Below are 407 nucleotides of genomic sequence, written 5' to 3' on the forward strand. Positions count from 1 at the left end.
ACGAACTCACGATCGGCCAACAGGAAGGCCACTGGCTGACACGGGAAGGTCGCGAAAAAGCGCTCCATCAGCGCGATGCGCTCTTTGGTGTTGGAGTTGCCGGCCTTGGGCAAAGCGGTCCACAGCAAGGGGATCGCCAATCCTCGGTAGGCGATACCGAGCACCAGCAGATTGATCTCAGCGCGTCCGAGTTTCCAGTTGGTGCGATCGAGCGTCAGCACCCATGGCGTCGCGGGCAGGAGATCAGCCACCGTACGGGCGATGTCCGCCTGATCGATCGCAAAGGAACGCATGAAGCGCTGTAACCGGATGTAATTCGAGCTGGTTTTCGCACGACTCGAGAGTACTGGCGCCAGGCGGGCCAGGTTGACCGAACGCACTTGCAGGACGGCCAGGATGAAACGGGC

The 407-nt window shown here is 60.9% G+C and carries 1 pseudogene; it reads right to left on the bottom strand.

The annotated features are described in order from the left end of the window. A pseudogene (locus tag D779_RS20480) lies at nt 1–407 on the bottom strand (IS4 family transposase); the annotation flags it as partial.

The organism is Imhoffiella purpurea (assembly GCF_000585215.1).
GTDB classification, from domain to species: domain Bacteria; phylum Pseudomonadota; class Gammaproteobacteria; order Chromatiales; family Chromatiaceae; genus Imhoffiella; species Imhoffiella purpurea.